This is a genomic window from Streptomyces sp. NPDC002779 (genome assembly GCF_042888685.1).
Lineage (GTDB): Bacteria > Actinomycetota > Actinomycetes > Streptomycetales > Streptomycetaceae > Streptomyces.
On the sequence record NZ_JBIAQC010000006.1, the window covers coordinates 421,544 to 437,380 of the forward strand.

At 69.5% G+C, this 15,837-nt stretch carries 13 protein-coding genes, 1 tRNA gene and 1 riboswitch; of the genes, 11 read left to right on the top strand and 3 right to left on the bottom strand.

What is annotated here, in order from left to right; genetic code table 11:
* The first annotated feature begins 81 nt into the window (after positions 1-81).
* The 8 genes from ACFYW5_RS20005 to ACFYW5_RS20040 all read left to right on the top strand — a co-directional run bounded on the left by ACFYW5_RS20005 (position 82) and on the right by ACFYW5_RS20040 (position 9,100).
* Positions 82-1,353 carry a cytochrome P450 gene (locus ACFYW5_RS20005; protein WP_389418435.1) on the top strand — a complete coding sequence of 424 codons (1,272 nt, stop codon included), beginning with the start codon at positions 82-84 and terminating at the stop codon, positions 1,351-1,353.
* Positions 1,354-1,535: 182 nt separating this feature from the next.
* Positions 1,536-2,543: a transglycosylase family protein gene (locus ACFYW5_RS20010; protein WP_389418347.1), complete on the top strand. Its 1,008-nt coding sequence runs from the start codon at positions 1,536-1,538 to the stop codon at positions 2,541-2,543.
* A 176-nt stretch (positions 2,544-2,719) separates the two neighbouring features.
* Positions 2,720-2,898, top strand: a riboswitch (cyclic di-AMP (ydaO/yuaA leader).
* A gap of 3 nt (positions 2,899-2,901) precedes the next feature.
* Positions 2,902-3,606 (top strand): transglycosylase family protein, encoded by a 705-nt coding sequence (locus ACFYW5_RS20015; protein ID WP_389418348.1) that lies wholly within the window; start codon positions 2,902-2,904, stop codon positions 3,604-3,606.
* Between the two features lie 300 nt (positions 3,607-3,906).
* Positions 3,907-5,187, top strand: coding sequence for a phosphopyruvate hydratase (eno, locus tag ACFYW5_RS20020; protein WP_389418349.1), 1,281 nt, complete (start codon positions 3,907-3,909; stop codon positions 5,185-5,187).
* Between the two features lie 95 nt (positions 5,188-5,282).
* Positions 5,283-5,759, top strand: coding sequence for a septum formation initiator family protein (locus ACFYW5_RS20025; RefSeq protein WP_389418350.1), 477 nt, complete (start codon positions 5,283-5,285; stop codon positions 5,757-5,759).
* Positions 5,760-5,778: 19 nt separating this feature from the next.
* Positions 5,779-6,309 carry a DUF501 domain-containing protein gene (locus ACFYW5_RS20030; RefSeq protein WP_250079801.1) on the top strand — a complete coding sequence of 177 codons (531 nt, stop codon included), beginning with the start codon at positions 5,779-5,781 and terminating at the stop codon, positions 6,307-6,309.
* Positions 6,306-7,247, top strand: a complete 942-nt coding sequence (locus tag ACFYW5_RS20035) for an exopolyphosphatase (RefSeq protein ID WP_389418351.1) — start codon at positions 6,306-6,308, stop codon at positions 7,245-7,247. Before ACFYW5_RS20030 ends, ACFYW5_RS20035 begins: the two co-directional genes overlap by 4 nt.
* A gap of 443 nt (positions 7,248-7,690) precedes the next feature.
* Positions 7,691-9,100 (top strand): NAD(P)/FAD-dependent oxidoreductase, encoded by a 1,410-nt coding sequence (locus ACFYW5_RS20040; protein ID WP_389418352.1) that lies wholly within the window; start codon positions 7,691-7,693, stop codon positions 9,098-9,100.
* Positions 9,101-9,233: 133 nt separating this feature from the next.
* Here ACFYW5_RS20040 and ACFYW5_RS20045 read toward each other — a convergent pair whose 3' ends face one another.
* Together ACFYW5_RS20045 and ACFYW5_RS20050 are read right to left on the bottom strand one after the other, a co-directional pair.
* The gene (locus ACFYW5_RS20045) at positions 9,234-11,762 is read right to left on the bottom strand and encodes an ABC transporter permease (protein ID WP_389418353.1); all 2,529 of its coding nucleotides are present in this window, start codon (positions 11,760-11,762) and stop codon (positions 9,234-9,236) included.
* Positions 11,762-12,532: an ABC transporter ATP-binding protein gene (locus ACFYW5_RS20050; protein WP_389418354.1), complete on the bottom strand. Its 771-nt coding sequence runs from the start codon at positions 12,530-12,532 to the stop codon at positions 11,762-11,764. Before ACFYW5_RS20050 ends, ACFYW5_RS20045 begins: the two co-directional genes overlap by 1 nt.
* Positions 12,533-12,924: 392 nt before the next feature.
* Between ACFYW5_RS20050 and ACFYW5_RS20055 the strand changes: the two genes are divergently transcribed.
* The 3 genes from ACFYW5_RS20055 to ACFYW5_RS20065 all read left to right on the top strand — a co-directional run bounded on the left by ACFYW5_RS20055 (position 12,925) and on the right by ACFYW5_RS20065 (position 15,464).
* Positions 12,925-13,007, top strand: a tRNA-Leu gene (locus tag ACFYW5_RS20055).
* Between the two features lie 168 nt (positions 13,008-13,175).
* Positions 13,176-14,351 (top strand): 4-hydroxybenzoate 3-monooxygenase, encoded by a 1,176-nt coding sequence (locus ACFYW5_RS20060; RefSeq protein WP_389418355.1) that lies wholly within the window; start codon positions 13,176-13,178, stop codon positions 14,349-14,351.
* 201 nt (positions 14,352-14,552) lie between these two features.
* The gene (locus tag ACFYW5_RS20065; RefSeq protein WP_389418356.1) at positions 14,553-15,464 is read left to right on the top strand and encodes a Bax inhibitor-1/YccA family protein; all 912 of its coding nucleotides are present in this window, start codon (positions 14,553-14,555) and stop codon (positions 15,462-15,464) included.
* A 72-nt stretch (positions 15,465-15,536) separates the two neighbouring features.
* Here the strand turns inward: ACFYW5_RS20065 and ACFYW5_RS20070 are convergent, their stop codons facing one another.
* Positions 15,537-15,767, bottom strand: coding sequence for a DUF4287 domain-containing protein (locus ACFYW5_RS20070; RefSeq protein WP_389418357.1), 231 nt, complete (start codon positions 15,765-15,767; stop codon positions 15,537-15,539).
* Between the last annotated feature and the right edge of the window lie 70 nt (positions 15,768-15,837).

Below are 15,837 nucleotides of genomic sequence, written 5' to 3' on the forward strand. Positions count from 1 at the left end.
GCCGCAACCCCCGCAGCCACCCCCACCCCCGCCTCGGCCTGCCCCGTCACCCCCACCCCAGACGGTGCCGCAACCCCCGCAGTGCCCCCTCCTCCCGCCCCCGACCTCTTCACCTGGGAGTTCGCTGCCGATCCCTACCCCGCATACGCCTGGCTGCGGGAGTACGCCCCCGTGCGTCGGACTACGTTGCCCAGTGGGGTGGAGGCGTGGCTGGTCACGCGGTATGCCGATGCCAAGCAGGCGTTGGCCGATCCGCGGCTCAGCAAGAACCCCGCGCATCACGACGAGCCCGCGCACGCCAAGGGCAAGACCGGTATCCCCGGCGAGCGCAAGGCCGAGCTGATGACGCATCTGCTCAACATCGACCCCCCGGACCACACCCGGCTGCGACGGCTCGTCAGCAAGGCGTTCACGCCACGCCGGGTCGCCGAGTTCGCCCCGCGCGTGCAGGAGCTGACCGACCACCTCATCGACCAGTTCGCCGACCGGGGATCCGCCGACCTCATCCACGAGTTCGCCTTCCCGCTCCCCATCTACGCCATCTGCGACCTGCTCGGCGTCCCGCGTGAGGACCAGGACGACTTCCGGGACTGGGCGGGCATGATGATCCGCCACCAGGGCGGCCCCAGGGGCGGAGTCGCGCGGTCCGTGAAGAGGATGCGCGGCTACCTCGCCGACCTCATCCACCGCAAGCGCGCGGCCCTGCCCGACACCCCCGCGCCCGGCGAGGACCTCATCTCCGGTCTCATCCGCACCTCCGACCACGGCGAGCACCTCACCGAGAACGAGGCCGCCGCCATGGCCTTCATCCTTCTCTTCGCGGGCTTCGAGACCACGGTCAACCTGATCGGCAACGGCACCTTCGCCCTGCTGACCCACCCCGACCAGCGGGCCCGCCTCCAGCAGTCCCTCGCCGCACAGGAGACGGCCCTCCTCGAAACCGGCGTGGAGGAACTCCTCCGCTACGACGGCCCCGTAGAACTCGCCACCTGGCGCTTCGCCACGCAGCCGCTCACCGTCGGGGGCCAGCACATCGCCCCGGGCGACCCGGTCCTCGTCGTGCTCGCCGCCGCCGACCGGGACCCCGAGCGGTTCGCCGACCCCGACACGCTCGACCTCTCCCGCCGCGACAACCAGCACCTCGGCTACGGCCACGGCATCCACTACTGCCTAGGCGCCCCGCTCGCCCGCCTGGAGGGCCAGACCGCACTGGCCACCCTCCTGCGCCGCCTCCCGGACCTCCGGCTCGCGGTGGAACCGGACGAGCTGCGCTGGCGCGGCGGCCTCATCATGCGCGGACTGCGCACCCTCCCGGTCGAGTTCACCCCGGTCGAGTTCACCCCGAGCGACTGAGCCCGGCCGCCTCGACGGACCGTCAGGTCAAACCTGACACACCCTCAAGTCCGTGATCTTCACGTGATCTGCGCGGCATTAACTTGTGACAAGTGATCGTCTGCCGATACGTTCACTCGTCAGCGCGGCGCCTCGCGTCAACGGCGCCGCGCCGGTCCCCGCTGTCTTCGAAAGGCCCTCGCATGCTCTCCGGGAACGGTCGTCACCGTCGCCCCCGCCAGGCCCCGGCTCTCCTCGTCGCGGCCGGAGTGACCGGCTCCGCCATCGCCATCCCGCTCCTCGGCGCCTCCGGCGCCAGCGCGGCCGAGGGCACCACCTGGGACCGGGTCGCGGAGTGCGAGAGCGGTGCCTCCTGGAGCGAGGACAGCGGCAACGGCTACTACGGCGGCCTCCAGATCACCCAGGAGAACTGGGAGCGGTACGGCGGCACGCGGTACGCCGCCTCCGCGGACCAGGCCAGCCGCTCCCAGCAGATAGCCGTCGCCGAGCGCATCCTCGCCGACCAGGGCCTCGCCGCCTGGCCGACCTGCGGCCCGCTCTCCGGTCTCGACACCGAGTCGGGTTCGGTCGACATCGACACCGGCGTCGCGGAGGATGAGTCCGCTTCGCCCGAATCGTCGGAGTCCGCCAACTCCTCCGGCTCATCTGATTCGTCCGGTCTGCTGGACCCGCTCGACGGCGATTCCGCGGATTCGGAGCCCAGCTCCTCCCCGTCGACCGAGGCCACGGACAACTCGAACAACTCAACCAAGTCGGACAAGTCCTCCGAATCCACGGAGTCCGCCGAGTCGGTTGAGTCGGTCGAGTCGTCACAATCCTCCGATACTGCCCCCTCCGTGGAGGCCGACAGTGAGTCCTCGGCCACTCCCGGGCGGGACAACCCGGACAACTCCGGCCGGATCGAGGGTGATTCCGCCCTCACCGACACCGGCTCCAGCGGCACCGGGCGCCACCGCGGCGAACCCGCCGACGAGAGCGCCGGCCGCAGCGGCGAGGAAGGCGCGTCGGACGGCTCGTACGTCGTCCGGGCCGGCGACAGTCTCGTCGGCATCGCCGACTCCCTTGACGTGAACGGCGGATGGCGCGGGCTCTACGCCGCCAACCAGGAGACCGTCGGCACCGATCCGGACCTCATCATCCCCGGTCAGACCCTTGAAGTAGGGGTCGAAATGGGCGAAAAGCAGCGGTAGTTCACGTCACGCTTCGCGCTGAATGTCCGGTTTGGCGAAAGTGTGGGATGAGTCTCAGAAGCCCTGATCGTCTTTGAAATTCGGCGGATCGCGTGTCTACCGTCGGGACCGCTCGTCAACACGAGCCCCGGCTGCCGCAACGCCGAATCCTGCCAGCGGCCGTACGGGAACAGTCGTCGCGTCATGCGCCGCAGGCAGGAGCGGGGGACCCAAGGTAGGCGCCGGGTCCGGCAGTCGAGGCGACTCGACACCGGAACCGGCTTGGGGTGAAGCCGCGCACCGCGAGGTGCACGGCCGGGCAACTCAACCGGCCCGAACCCGACAGCTCACCTCGCAGGCGTCGGTGAGGGGATCCACCATGCTGTTTTCCGGCAAGGGCAAGCACCGTCGTCCGTCCAAGGCCACTCGCGCCATCGCCATCGCCGGTGTCACCGGCGCCGCCGTCGCCGCTCCGCTGATGGCGGCCGGCAACGCCTCCGCCGCCACCGCCGCCGAGTGGGACGCCGTCGCCCAGTGCGAGTCCGGCGGCAACTGGTCCATCAACACCGGCAACGGCTACTACGGCGGCCTGCAGTTCTCGGCCTCCACCTGGGCCGCGTACGGCGGCACCCAGTACGCCTCCACCGCCGACCAGGCCAGCAAGGCCCAGCAGATCGAGATCGCCGAGAAGGTGCTCGCCGGCCAGGGCAAGGGCGCCTGGCCGCACTGCGGCACCGGCCTGTCGAGCGCCGCCTACACGGGCGGCTCCAGCACCGGCACCGGCTCCAGCACCGGCTCCTCCTCCGAGAGCGGCACCGAGACCTCCACCCGCTCGACCGAGGAGCAGTCCGCCTCGCGTTCGACCGAGCGTCCGGCGCAGAAGCAGAAGACCGTCACCACCCCGACCGGCAAGAAGGTCAAGAAGGGCGACGGCGAGTACAAGGTCGCCACGGGTGACACCCTCAGCACCATCGCCGAGGAGAACGACGTCAAGGGCGGCTGGGAGAAGCTCTTCAAGCTGAACAAGGACATCGTGGCGGATGCCGACCTGATCTACCCCGGTCAGCAGCTGCACCTCAAGTAGTCCCGTAGCCGAACCACAGCGCGCTCATAGACGCCTGGTTCACACTGAAGACCTCGTGCGGGCCACCCCCGTCCCCACGAGCACCCCGCTCCGGTGCGTGTTCCCCCGTACGCACCGGAGCGGGGTTTTCTTTTCCGGTATGTCACCGTCCCTTTGTTCCGCTGCCGAACAATGGGTACCGTCTGTCCTTGTCCACGGGACGGTCGGTCGGCTGGCCTACGTCCCGCAGGCGGATAGGCTCTAGTCGCAAGGCTCACGTGCCCCGCACTTCCAGCGTCACATCCCAAGAAGGAGATGCTCGTGCCGTCCATCGACGTCGTCGTAGCCCGGGAAATCCTGGACTCCCGAGGCAACCCCACGGTCGAGGTCGAGGTCGGCCTCGACGACGGCAGCACGGGTCGTGCCGCCGTTCCGTCCGGCGCTTCCACCGGCGCCTTCGAGGCCATCGAGCTCCGCGACGGTGACCCCAACCGCTACCACGGCAAGGGTGTCGAGAAGGCCGTCCTCGCCGTCATCGAGCAGATCGGCCCCGAGCTGGTCGGCTACGACGCCACCGAGCAGCGCCTGATCGACCAGGCGATGTTCGACCTGGACGCCACCGACAACAAGGGCTCCCTCGGCGCCAACGCCATCCTCGGCGTCTCGCTCGCCGTCGCCCACGCCGCCTCCGAGGCCAGCGACCTGCCGCTGTTCCGCTACCTGGGCGGCCCGAACGCGCACCTGCTGCCGGTGCCGATGATGAACATCCTGAACGGCGGCTCGCACGCCGACTCCAACGTGGACATCCAGGAGTTCATGATCGCCCCGATCGGCGCGGAGTCCTTCTCCGAGGCGCTGCGCTGGGGCACCGAGGTCTACCACACCCTCAAGAAGGTGCTGAAGAGCAAGGGCCTGGCCACCGGCCTCGGCGACGAGGGCGGCTTCGCCCCGAACCTCGGCTCCAACCGTGAGGCCCTCGACCTCATCCTCGAGGCGGTCAAGGAAGCCGGTTACACCCCCGGCGAGCAGATCGCCCTCGCGCTCGACGTCGCCGCCTCCGAGTTCTACAAGGACGGCGTCTACACCTTCGAGGGCAAGGCGCGCTCCGCCGCCGAGATGACCGAGTACTACGCCGAGCTGGTCGAGGCGTACCCGCTGGTCTCCATCGAGGACCCGCTGTTCGAGGACGACTGGCAGGGCTGGCAGACCATCACCGAGAAGCTCGGCGACAAGGTCCAGCTCGTCGGCGACGACCTGTTCGTCACCAACCCGGAGCGCCTGGCCCGCGGCATCGAGGAAGGCGCCGCCAACGCGCTGCTCGTGAAGGTGAACCAGATCGGTTCGCTGACCGAGACCCTGGACGCCGTGGAGCTCGCCCAGCGCAGCGGCTTCAAGTGCATGATGTCCCACCGCTCCGGCGAGACCGAGGACGTCACCATCGCCGACCTCGCCGTCGCCACCAACTGCGGCCAGATCAAGACCGGCGCCCCGGCCCGCTCCGAGCGCGTCGCCAAGTACAACCAGCTGCTGCGCATCGAGGAGATCCTCGACGACGCCGCGGTGTACGCCGGTCGCTCGGCGTTCCCCCGCTTCAAGGGCTGAGCCTGCTGAAGGCATAGCCAGTCGTACGTACGTCCCCGTACTCGGTCCCGTACCGTGTGCGGGGACGTACGCGCGTGTGTGAACGGGAGTGAGAGATGGCCGTCAAGGACCGGGACCGTTTCTCCACCACGACCAGGATCCGGTTGCTCGGGGAGCAGACGGCGGCCCGTGTCTACCGCTCGCAGACCAAGCGGCAGGCCCGCCGCTCCCGGCTCACCGGCCGGGCGGCCCTGCTCGCCCTCGTCGTCTGCTCCCTGGTCGTCGCCCTCGCCTACCCGATAAGGCAGTACGTCGCCCAGCGCGCCGAGATCGCCGATCTGGAACAGCAGAAGCAGCAGGCCCGGCAACGGGTGGAGGAGCTGCGCGATCTCAAGGCCCGCTGGCAGGACGACGCCTACGCCGAGCAGCGGATCCGCGAGCGGCTGCACTATGTGATGCCGGGTGAGACCGGCTTCGTCGTGATCGACCCGGACGCGGCGAAGCAGGCGCGCACCGACCTGGGCACGGCGGACCGGCCCTGGTACGCGAACGTCTGGGACGGGGTCGACAAGTCCGACGCCGCCGACCGATAGATAGAGACGAAAGACTGTGATGGAAACGCCCCCGCCCACCACTCCGCGGACCGAGCCGACCGACGCGGATGTCGAGGCCTTCAAGCAGCAGCTCGGCCGGCCGCCGCGCGGGCTGCGGGCCATCGCGCACCGGTGCCCGTGCGGGCAGCCGGACGTGGTGGAGACGGCGCCCCGGCTGCCGGACGGCACGCCCTTCCCGACGCTGTACTACCTGACGTGCCCGAAGGCGAACTCCGCGATCGGCACGCTGGAGGCGAACGGCGTGATGAAGGAGATGACCGAGCGGCTGGAGCGGGACCCCGAGCTGGCCGCCGCCTATCGCGCCGCGCACGAGGACTACATCCGGCGCCGGGACGAGATCGAGGAGCTGACGGGCTTCCCGAGCGCGGGCGGCATGCCGGACCGGGTGAAGTGCCTGCACGTCCTGGTGGCCCACTCGCTGGCCGCCGGCCCCGGGGTCAACCCGCTCGGCGACGAGGCCCTCGCGATGCTGCCGCAGTGGTGGCGCAAGGGGACGTGCGTGACCCAGGGTCAGGAGGCGGCCGGATGACCCGCGTCGCCGCCATCGACTGCGGTACCAACTCCATCCGGCTCCTCGTCGCCGACTGCGACCCGGAGACGGGCGAACTGGTCGATCTGGACCGCCGTATGACCATCGTGCGGCTCGGGCAGGGCGTGGACCGCACCGGGCGGCTCGCCCCCGAGGCGCTGGAGCGGACCTTCGCCGCCTGCCGCGAGTACGCGGCGGTCATCAAGGAGCACGGCGCCGAGCGCGTCCGCTTCGTGGCGACCTCCGCCTCCCGGGACGCCGAGAACCGCGAGGACTTCGTGCGCGGGGTCGTCGGCATCCTCGGGGTGGAGCCCGAGGTGATCAGCGGGGACCAGGAGGCCGAGTTCTCCTTCACCGGCGCCACCAGGGAGCTGGCCGGACAGGATCACCTGCCCAAGCCCTACCTCGTGGTGGACATCGGCGGCGGGTCGACCGAGTTCGTCGTCGGGGAGGAGCACGTGCGCGCCGCCCGCTCCGTCGACATCGGGTGCGTGCGGATGACCGAGCGGCACCTGGTGCGGGACGGCGTCGTCTGCGACCCGCCCTCCGAGGAGCAGATCACCGCCGTACGGGCCGACATCGAGGCCGCTCTCGACCTCGCCGAGCGGACCGTGCCGCTGCGGGAGGCGCACACCCTGGTGGGGCTCGCCGGGTCCGTCACCACGGTGTCCGCCATCGCGCAGGAGCTGCCCGCGTACGACTCGGCGGCCATCCACCACTCCCGGGTCTCCCACGACCGCGTCCGCGAGATCACCGAGTGGCTGCTGCACTCCACCCACGCCGAGCGCGCCGCGATTCCCGCCATGCACCCCGGGCGCGTGGACGTCATCGCGGCGGGGGCCCTGGTCCTGCTGGCGATCATGGAGCGGATCGGTGCCGAGGAGGTCGTCGTCAGCGAGCACGACATCCTCGACGGCATCGCCTGGTCGGTGGCGTAGCTCTCCTTTGTTACTGATCGGTAGCCTCGGCTGAGCAGGTCAGGTAGCGTCTGAGCGCGTTCGAGGGGTCCTTGAGGGCCCCTCGGCGACAGTCCGTCGGGAAAGTTCGTGAAGTTCTTCACAAGGAATTGGGTCCGGTCGGGGTGCGGAAGGGGGCCGGTTGGCCCTTCCGGGGGTCCAACGCCCGCTTGAACGTGTTCAGAAGGGGTCCCGGAGGGTCCCGCGAGAAGGGCCCGTGAGAGATCGTTTCGGGGGCCTCACTCCGGCCCCGAACGCTCAGAGAGGCAGCTCACGCGGCATTGACAACGGTCCGCGGCACGCCGCGGTTCCCCCTCGCAGCCATGACGTGGATCACGCGAGCGGCGGAGGATAGCACACCCCTTGAGGATGCTTGTGAAGGGGCGCACGAGCGACCCCCCTGAGGCGGGTGGATACTCGATGGCATGAGCACCACGGAGCGTCCCAGGATCCTCGTAGTAGGCGGTGGGTACGTAGGCCTGTACGCAGCTCGGCGCATTCTCAAGAAGATGCGCTACGGCGAGGCGACCGTCACGGTCGTCGACCCCCGGTCGTACATGACCTACCAGCCCTTCCTCCCCGAAACCGCCGCCGGCAGCATCTCCCCGCGCCACGTCGTCGTCCCGCTGCGACGCGTGCTGCCCAAGGCGGAGGTGCTCACCGGCCGGGTCACCACCATCGACCAGGACCGCAAGGTCGCCACGATCGCCCCCCTCGTGGGCGAGGCGTACGAGCTGCCGTTCGACTACCTGGTCATCGCGATGGGCGCGGTCTCCCGCACCTTCCCGATCCCCGGCCTCGCCGAGCAGGGCATCGGCATGAAGGGCATCGAGGAGGCCATCGGCCTGCGCAACCACGTGCTGGAGCAGCTGGACAAGGCCGACTCCACCACCGACGAGGAGATCCGCCGCAAGGCGCTCACCTTCGTCTTCATCGGCGGTGGCTTCGCGGGCGCGGAGACCATCGGCGAGGTCGAGGACATGGCCCGCGACGCGGCCAAGTACTACACCAACGTCTCCCGCGAGGACATGCGGTTCATCCTCGTCGACGCCGCGGACAAGATCCTCCCCGAGGTCGGCCCCAAGCTCGGCCAGTACGGCAAGGAGCACCTGGAGGCCCGCGGGGTCGAGGTCTACCTCTCCACCTCCATGGACTCCTGCGTCGACGGCCACGTGGTGCTCAAGAACGGCCTCGAGGTCGACTCCAACACCATCGTCTGGACGGCGGGCGTCAAGCCCAACCCCGTCCTGAGCCGCTTCGGCCTGCCGCTCGGCCCCCGCGGTCACGTCGACTGCCGGCCGACCCTCCAGGTCACCGGCACCGACTACATCTGGGCCGCGGGCGACAACGCCCAGGTCCCGGACCTCGTCGGCCGCAAGGCCGGCAACCCGAACGCCTGGTGCCCGCCCAACGCGCAGCACGCGCTGCGGCAGGCCAAGGTCCTCGGCGACAACGTGGTGTCCGGTATGCGGGGCTTCCCGCAGAAGGACTACAGCCACGCCAACAAGGGTGCGGTGGCGGGCCTCGGCCTCCACAAGGGCGTCGCGATGATCGTCATGGGCAAGATGAAGATCAAGCTCAAGGGCCGGCTGGCGTGGTACATGCACCGCGGCTACCACGGCCTGGCGATGCCGACGTGGAACCGCAAGATCCGCGTCTTCGCCGACTGGACGCTCGGCATGTTCCTCAAGCGCGAGGTCGTCGCCCTGGGCGCTCTGGAGTCCCCGCGCGAGGAGTTCTACGAGGCCGCCAAGCCGGCGCCCGCGGCTCCCGCGGCGAAGACGGAGAAGAGCGAGAAGACCGAGAAGACCGAGGAGAAGGCCAAGGCCTCCTGACCTCCGGTCACTGATCTATCCGGCTGACCCATCCGACTGATCCGTCCGGCTGATCCATCCGCCTGATCCATCCGAAGGGCCTCCCGCCATCCGTGGTGCGGGAGGCCCTTCGGCTGTGCATGGGGTGGTGCCGCTACTGCGACTTGATCGCCGTCAGCATGTTCAGCCGCGCCGCCCGCCGGGCCGGCCACAGCGCCGCCAGCACGCCCACGGTCGCCGCCAGCAGCAGGAAGACGCCCATCCGGGTCCAGGGCAGGACCAGTTCGTACGTCGCCATCCGCGACGCCACCAGCTCACCGGCCGCCCAGCCGAAGAACACGCCAAGGCCGATGCCCAGCACCCCGCCGAACAGCGAGATCACCAGGGACTCCAGACGGACCATCCGCTTGATGCCCTTGCGGTCCAGGCCGATCGCACGGAGCATGCCGATCTCCTGGGAGCGCTCGAACACCGACATCGCGAGGGTGTTGATGACACCGAGCACCGCCACGATCACCGCCATGGCGAGCAGTCCGTAGACCATGTTCAGGATCAGCGTGGACATCTGCGCGATCTCGTTGGAGAGGTCCTTCTTGTCCTGGACCTTGATGGCCGGGTTGGCGCCCAGCGCCTTCTCCAGCGCGTCCTTCGTCGCGTCGGAGGCGCGGGCGGCCGTTTTCACCATGACCTGCATGTCGGTCGGGTCGGTGAGATGGGGGGTGAGGGTGCGGTTGTCGAGCATGATCCCGCGGATCATCTCGTTGCCCACGTACACCCCGGCGACCGTCAGACGCTCGGCCTTGCCGTCCTCGTAGTGCGCGGTGAAGGTCGAACCGGTGCGCCAGCCGTGGGAGGTGGCGGTGTCGTCGTCGACGACCACCCGGGTGCCGCCGACCTCGAAGGCGCCGCTGTCCATGGGCAGCTCGGTCAGGTCGGCGATCGAGGAGCCGTTGACGCCGGTCAGGTACTCGGTCTCGCCGTCGATCCGGGAGGGCGCGTTGCGCAGCGGGCTGGTGGCCGTGACGCCGTCCAGCTCGCGCAGCGTTGCGTCGACGTCGGGGGAGAGGCCGTTGCCGTTCGCCATGGAGACCACGTAGTCCGCGCGCAGCGCCGAACTGGCCATCTTGTCGATCGCCTGCTGCAGGCTGCCCGCCATCACCGTCATCCCGGTGATCAGGGTGAGCCCGATCATCAGCGCGGAGGCGGTGGCGGCCGTACGGCGCGGATTGCGCACCGAGTTCTGCCGGGCGAGCTTGCCCGAGACCCCGAAGATCCGCAGCACCGGAGAGGCCGCCGCGATCAGCGGACGGGACAGCAGCGGCGTCAGGATGAAGACACCGATGATCAGCAGGACCGCGCCGAGCCCCATGGGGGCCTGACCGTCCGAGCCCTCCATCGACGTCGCCGCCAGGACGACCGCGACACCGCCGCCGGCGAAGAGCGCGCCGAGCGTGTTGCGCAGTACCAGCGACTTGGTCGTGGCCTGGGCGTGCAGGCTGCTCATCGCCGCGACCGGCGGGATCTTCGCCGCCCGGCGGCCCGGCAGCCAGGCCGCCAGCATGGTGATCACCACGCCGACCGCGAGCGCGGTCACGACCGTGCCGGGCGAGATGACCAGCGGCCCGTCGGGGACGGTCGCGCCGAGCGAGCCCATGAGCGAGCGCAGGCCCACCCCGATGCCGATGCCCGCGACCAGACCGGCCACTCCGGCCACCGCGCCGACCACGAACGCCTCGATCAGCACCGACCGCGTGACCTGCCGGCGCGAGGCGCCGACCGCCCGCAGCAGCGCGAGCTCCCGGGTGCGCTGGGCGACCAGCATGGTGAAGGTGTTGGCGATGATGAAGGTGCCGACGAAGAGCGCGATGCCCGCGAAGACGAGCAGCATCTGCCGGAAGCTGCCCATCTCGGAGGAGATCATCTCGGCCTGGTCGTCGGCCAGTTGGCTGCCGGTGGTCGTCTCGACGAGGTTGCCGGGCAGCACCTTGTCCAGCTCGGCCTTGAGCGCGGCCTGGCTGACGCCCGCCTTCGCCCGGACGTCGATTTCGTCGTACGTCCCGGTCTTGCCGAACAGCCGCTGGGCGGTCGCCGTGTCGAACAGGGCCAGGCTGCCGCCCGCGGCGACATTGCCGTCGTCGGTGGTGAAGATGCCGGTGACGGTCGGCTTCAGCACCGGTCCGTCGATCGAGATCCGTACGGTGTCGCCGACCCGGTATCCGGCCCGCTCGGCGGTCTTGGCGTCGAGCAGCACCTCGTTCCTGCCGCTCGGGGCGTGCCCGCTGACCAGCGGGTAGCGGGGGTCCTCGGCGCCGGAGTAGTTGCTGCCCTCCGACTGCCAGCCCTGGCCGATGAGGTCGCCGTCCTTGTCGGCGATGGCGGTGAAGCCGTTGACGACACCGGTGGCGGAGGCGGCACCCGGCACCTTCGCGCTCTCGTCGAGCAGCGCCTCGGTCAGTTCGGGGGTCTTGCCGACCGAATTGCCCTTGCTCTCCTGGTGGTTGGGCTGAACGGCCACGTCGAGATGGTCGAAGCCCTTGGCGGAGCTGTTGCGGTAGGCGTCGGAGATGGTGTTGGTGAAGACCAGCGTGCCGGAGACGAAGGCCACGCCGAGCATCACGGCGAGCACGGTCATCAGCAGGCGGGTCTTGTGCGCGAGGACGTTGCGCAGGGCGGTGCGGAACATCAGCTGGTGCGGCCCTTCGCGTCGAACTGCTTCATGAAGTCCAGGACTCCCTCGGCGGTGGGCCGGTACATCTCGTCCACGATCCGGCCGTCGGCGAGGAAGACCACCCGGTCCGCGTAGGCGGCGGCCACCGGGTCATGGGTCACCATCACCACGGTCTGCCCCAACTCCCGTACGGAGTTGCGCAGAAAGCCCAGCACCTCGGCGCCGGAGCGGGAGTCGAGGTTTCCGGTCGGCTCGTCACCGAAGATGATGTCCGGCCGGGAGGCGAGCGCGCGGGCCACGGCGACGCGCTGCTGCTGGCCGCCGGAGAGCTGGGAGGGGCGGTGGGAGAGCCGGTCGGCCAGCCCCACCATCCGGATGACCGAGTCCAGCCACTCCTTGTCGGGCTTCCGCCCCGCGATGTCCATCGGCAGGGTGATGTTCTCCAGCGCGGTCAGCGTCGGCAGCAGGTTGAACGCCTGGAAGATGAAGCCGATCTTGTCCCGGCGCAACTTGGTGAGCTGCTTGTCCTTCAGCGCGCCCAGCTCGGTCTCGCCGATGCGCACCGAGCCGGAGGAGAAGGTGTCGAGGCCCGCCACGCAGTGCATCAGCGTGGACTTGCCGGAGCCGGAGGGGCCCATGATCGCGGTGAACTCGGCCTGCCGGAAGTCGACGGAGACCCGGTCCAGGGCGACCACCTGGGTCTCGCCCTGTCCGTAGATCTTCGACAGATCCGTGGCGCGCGCGGCCACGGCGGTGGCCCGGTCGGCGATAGATGCGGTGGTCACGAGTAGGTGCTCCTCGACAGAAGACGAAGTGTTCGGGGGACGTCTTCCATCGTCCTGGTCGCCTACGTCCGTGGAGTCAGCCGCTGTTCCGGTTCCGAAGGCAGACTCGGGTCGGACCGAGGGCAGCGGAGTCATACCTGGGGATGACGGCGTCCCCTGACAAGGTCCCTGTCGAGAACAGGTGGAGCGTCCTTGTTCGGGCGGTGAAATTCCGTCATTCCGCGTACGTGGCCGGGCACCGCGCGCAAGGCTATTGGCAAGTGCGGATGGCTCGTTCCGTGGTCTGATGCACCCTCAGACGTCAATAAAATAAGACAACATCGGTCCGTCTCCCCGCTGTTCGGGGGATGCGTCCCGATAGGCTCGGAATCTCGACGCGGAGCCCATGGCCTGCCCGGATGGTGGAATGCAGACACGGCGAGCTTAAACCTCGCTGCCCCTCGCGGGCGTACCGGTTCAAGTCCGGTTCCGGGCACCTCCGACCCACGCGCGGCCGCCGGTACGCGGCCCCGTTCCGTGCACTCTTCATCGAGAACTTCACCGCACGGACCGTTGACAGCGGCCGATTGCGATCGGACACTCATGCCATCCACTTCGTGAAACAAACTTCACCAGACGAACATCGTGCGGAAGGGAACGACCGATGCGCACCACCGTCGGCATCATCGGAGCCGGCCCCGCGGGCCTCCTCCTCGCCCGGCTGCTCAGCAACGCCGGCATCGAGTCGGTCGTCCTGGAGAGCCGCGACCGCCCCTATGTCGAGCAGCGCCAGCGAGCCGGAATCCTGGAGCAGGGCACCGTCGACGTCCTGCGCGCGGCCGGGGCCGGCGAGCGCATGGACCGCGAGGGCCTGCGCCACGACGGCATAGAGCTCCGCTACGACCGCACCCGCCACCGCGTCGACTTCCCCGCCCTCACCGGCGGCCGGTCGGTGATGGTCTACGCCCAGACCGAGGTCTGCAAGGACCTCATCGCCCTCCAGCTGAAGGACGGCGGCCCGCTCCTCTTCGAGGCCGAGGCCCTGGCCGTGGAGGACCCCGACACCGACCGCCCGCGCATCCGCTTCCGCCACGAGGGCCGCGAGGACACCCTGGAGTGCGACTACGTCGTCGGCTGCGACGGCTTCTGGGGGGTGGCGAGGAAGGCGGTCCCCGCCGGGCTGAGCCGGACCTTCGAGCGGACCTACCCCTTCGCCTGGCTCGGCATCCTGGCCGACGTACCGCCCTCCCACGACGAGCTGGTCTACGCCCGGCACGACCGCGGCTTCGCCCTGCTGTCCATGCGCTCCCCGTCCGTCTCCCGCCTCTACCTCCAGGTGCCGGAGGGCACGGCGCCCGAGTCCTGGGCCGACGACGAGATCTGGGCCGAGCTGGAGCGCCGCTTCGAGACGGACGACGACTGGCTGCTCGCCCGCGGCCCGATCACCCAGAAGTCGGTCACCCCCATGCGCTCCTACGTCCACGAGCCCATGCGCCACGGCCGGCTCTTCCTCGCCGGCGACGCGGCCCACATCGTGCCGCCGACCGGGGCCAAGGGCCTGAACCTGGCCGTGGGGGACGTGGTGACCTTCGCGCGGGCCCTGACCCATCAGCGGCAGACCGGTTCGGCCGAGCTGCTCGACTCCTATTCGGAGACCTGTCTGCGGCGGGTGTGGCAGGCCGAGCGGTTCTCCTACGACATGACGACGCTGCTGCACCGCGCCCCCGACGCCACCCCCTTCGAGGACCGGCTCCAGCTCGCCCGGCTCGCGCGGATCACGTCCTCGCGGGCCGCAGAGACCGAGCTGGCCGAGGCGTACACGGGCTTCCCGGTCGACTGATCGGCCGACTGATCACCGATGGGTTCCGGCCATGTCCCGGGTTGGTCATGAATGGGGCCCTCCGGTACCGGGAATCACGGATCCGCGTAGCGTGTTGCGCAGCACAGCGAGGGAAAGATCCTCCCCAGGCACTAGAGTCTTTCTTTTGCCTTTCCATTACTCTTGAGCCAAGGCTACGCAGGGTGGCCATGGAGGAGTGAAATGAGGAGCAGCAACCCGGTCTTCTCGCGACGGGGGTTCAGCCGCGACAACGGCCACGCGGGCTTCAGCGCCCAGCCGCAGGCCGGGGGCGCCGCTGTGGGCACGCAGGGCAACCCCTACGCCCAGCCGCAGGGGGCCAACCCCTACGCCCAGAACCCGTACGCGCAGAACCCTTACGCCCAGCAGGACCTTCAGCACGGCGCGCCCCCGCAGGCACCGGTCACCACTGGCCGGATGACGCTGGACGACGTCGTCATGCGCACCGGCACGACCCTCGGTGTCCTGATGGTCACCGCCGCGCTCGCCTGGGCGCTGCTGCCGGTCGACGACGCCAACATCGGCAAGTCCTACGGCATCGCCATCGGCGCCGGCCTGATCGGCATGGTCCTGGCGCTGGTGCAGTCCTTCAAGCGCAAGGCCTCGCCCGCGCTGATCCTGGCGTACGCCGCGTTCGAGGGTGTCTTCCTCGGCGTCGTCTCCAGTGTCGTGGACAACCGCATCGCCGACGGCGCGGCCATGCAGGCCGTGCTCGGCACGATGGCGGTCTTCGTCAGCGTGCTGGTGGCGTACAAGGCGGGCTGGATCCGCGTGAACCGCCGCTTCGTCGGCTTCGTGATGGCGGCCGCGCTCGGCTTCATCGTGCTGATGGCGGTCAACCTGCTGTTCGCGGTGTTCGGCGGCGGTGACGGCCTCGGCTTCCGCAGCGGCCCGCTCGGCATCATCATGGGCGTCGTCGGCATCCTGCTCGGCGCGTGCTTCCTGGCCCTGGACTTCAAGCAGGTCGAGGACGGCATCGCCTACGGTGCCCCGCGCGAGGAGGCCTGGCTCGCCGCCTTCGGCCTCACGCTGACGCTGGTCTGGATCTACATGGAGTTCCTGAGGATCATCGCGATCCTCAACAGCAGCGACTGATCGCTCGCCGCTTCGGAAGGGCCCCGGGTTGCACGACCCGGGGCCCTTCGGCGTCTGCGAAGCAGTGCGCGGCTAGAAGAACTTGCGCGCGGCCCTCCTCAGGTCATACTCGTGGACGATCGCCTTCGCGTGGCCGTACGCGAGGTCGTATTCGTGGCGAAGCCAGCTGACCTTCTCCTCGAAGCGGGCGAGGGACGGGCCTTCTTCAACGGTGCGCAGCCAGTCGGAGACTTCACGACCGGTGCAATGCGGGATGCGGGAAAGCATGTTGCGGTGGGTCTCTTCGGAGAGGACATGGGACATCGGCGCCTCCGGACGCAGGGGATGTAAGCCGGTCCTTCAGGTCACCGTGCCTGAGCGTTCGCGTGTTGGC

What these genes read in the sequence shown, in the direction of transcription:
- ACFYW5_RS20010 (WP_389418347.1), top strand. Translation starts at nt 1,536, where the DNA reads ATGCTCTCCGGGAACGGTCGTCACCGTCGCCCCCGCCAGGCCCCGGCT.
- ACFYW5_RS20015 (WP_389418348.1), top strand. Translation starts at nt 2,902, where the DNA reads ATGCTGTTTTCCGGCAAGGGCAAGCACCGTCGTCCGTCCAAGGCCACT.
- ACFYW5_RS20025 (WP_389418350.1), top strand. Translation starts at nt 5,283, where the DNA reads ATGGCCGTCAAGGACCGGGACCGTTTCTCCACCACGACCAGGATCCGG.
- ACFYW5_RS20030 (WP_250079801.1), top strand. Translation starts at nt 5,779, where the DNA reads ATGGAAACGCCCCCGCCCACCACTCCGCGGACCGAGCCGACCGACGCG.
- ACFYW5_RS20035 (WP_389418351.1), top strand. Translation starts at nt 6,306, where the DNA reads ATGACCCGCGTCGCCGCCATCGACTGCGGTACCAACTCCATCCGGCTC.
- ACFYW5_RS20040 (WP_389418352.1), top strand. Translation starts at nt 7,691, where the DNA reads ATGAGCACCACGGAGCGTCCCAGGATCCTCGTAGTAGGCGGTGGGTAC.
- ACFYW5_RS20045 (WP_389418353.1), bottom strand. Translation starts at nt 11,762, where the DNA reads ATGTTCCGCACCGCCCTGCGCAACGTCCTCGCGCACAAGACCCGCCTG.
- ACFYW5_RS20060 (WP_389418355.1), top strand. Translation starts at nt 13,176, where the DNA reads ATGCGCACCACCGTCGGCATCATCGGAGCCGGCCCCGCGGGCCTCCTC.
- ACFYW5_RS20065 (WP_389418356.1), top strand. Translation starts at nt 14,553, where the DNA reads ATGAGGAGCAGCAACCCGGTCTTCTCGCGACGGGGGTTCAGCCGCGAC.
- ACFYW5_RS20070 (WP_389418357.1), bottom strand. Translation starts at nt 15,767, where the DNA reads ATGTCCCATGTCCTCTCCGAAGAGACCCACCGCAACATGCTTTCCCGC.